The sequence below is a fragment of the Streptomyces sp. ICN903 genome (genome assembly GCF_022015835.1).
In the GTDB taxonomy this organism is placed as follows: domain Bacteria; phylum Actinomycetota; class Actinomycetes; order Streptomycetales; family Streptomycetaceae; genus Streptomyces; species Streptomyces fenghuangensis.
Window position 1 is genome coordinate 1 of sequence record NZ_JAKMAY010000595.1, and the last position, 1,027, is coordinate 1,027.

Below are 1,027 nucleotides of genomic sequence, written 5' to 3' on the forward strand. Positions count from 1 at the left end.
CCCTCACCGTGCCCCTGCCCGCGCCCCTCACCGCGACCCTGTTCCTCTCCGTGGTCCCGGTGCTCCTCGTGGCCATGGCGCTCCCCGTCGCCATGGCGGCCCCGGTGCGAGTCCTTCCCCGCCTCTTCCCGCGCCCCGCCCGGCTCCGGTGCTGCCGCCAGTTCGTCCGGATCGGGGTCGAGACTCGCCACCAGCAGCCGGACGGCGGACAGCTCCAGACCCGGTGCCAACTCAACGGCCGCGTTCAACAGGCCACGCGAGGGCGGGGAGCCGTCCGGGGCCACGTGTCCGCGCGGACCGCCGTCGGACACCTTCCCGCCCGCCAGCGCCTGCTCCGTCTCGGTCAGCCACCTCAGCCAGCGCGCGGTCGCGTCGTGGGGTGGCCGGGCCCGTACGGCGGGACCGCTCACGCCCAGCCGTACCGCGTCGGCCGGAGTGAGCACGCCGATGCCGTCCGTCGCCCACCGCAGCGTGCGCGAGCGCTCCACCCGCCGCCGCAAGGGCCCGAAGTCCGCGCGGACCGCGTCCGCCGGCACGCCCGCGAGCAGCCGGTCACGCAATCGGCGGGCCCCGGCCGCGGCGTCCTCCCAGCCGGTCAGGGCGAACAGCCGTCCCAGCGAGTCCAGATGGCGGGCGGCCGTACGGGCTCCGGGAGCGACGGTGCGGCCGTCGCCGGTGTGCCAGAAGGGTGGAGGGCACGGCCCCGCGGAGGGGAGCACACGCCCCTCGGCCCGCTGCACGACGTCCCCTTGCAGGACGGTGTCGATGACGAGTCCGGCGGGCCAGTCGGGCAGCACCGGCCCCAGCGGTACGTGCAGCACGTCCAGCTTCAGGCCGTCGCGGTCCTCGGCGCGGTCGGCCATCATCAGCCCGCCGGGCATCCGCATCCCGCCGTGACCTCCGTGGCCGCCGCCGTGGTTCTCGCCACCGTCGCGGGACCGCTGCTCGCCACCGTGCCCGCCGTCGCCTCCATCCCCACCACCACGGCCTTCGTGACCACCACCACCGCCGCCGTGCCCCCCGTGGT

General features: G+C 76.5%; 1 pseudogene. It reads right to left on the reverse strand.

The features are described from left to right. A pseudogene (locus tag L7D48_RS29030) lies at positions 1-887 on the reverse strand (hypothetical protein); the annotation flags it as partial. Positions 888-1,027 lie beyond the last annotated feature (140 nt).